Raw genomic sequence first — 323 nt, 5'->3', positions numbered from 1 at the left:
CGACGAATCTTCCATACATGAAATCCTTGCTATGGTGTCCCTCGAACGCAATGTCCCCTAGCCTCATTATATTGTAGGTTTGCAGATAGTCTTTTCCGGAAAATCTCTGCTCCGGATTGAACTTCATTGTGGCGACGGAGATAATGCGATCCCCTTTGATCGTCCCGTCGTTTTTCTCTGATGATCGAGCATACATCTCCCCTAGCTTACGCTGTTCCCAAGGATCGGTGAAGCCCTCGAACCGAAGAGCCGGCATGCAGGCGTTTTCCGACTTACGCTGATCATCCATGCTACTCACCCGCCAGAAGCTTGCGGAGCTCTGC

The 323-nt window shown here is 51.1% G+C and carries 1 pseudogene; it reads right to left on the bottom strand.

The window, feature by feature from the left end:
• A pseudogene (locus PZH32_RS12155) lies at positions 1 to 289 on the bottom strand (hypothetical protein); the annotation flags it as partial.
• Positions 290 to 323: the final 34 nt, after the last annotated feature.

This window comes from Adlercreutzia equolifaciens (assembly GCF_029076695.1).
In the GTDB taxonomy this organism is placed as follows: Bacteria; Actinomycetota; Coriobacteriia; order Coriobacteriales; family Eggerthellaceae; genus Adlercreutzia; species Adlercreutzia equolifaciens_A.
Note: the sequence above shows the minus strand (reverse complement) of the source record. Positions and strands in the feature narration are given on the sequence as shown.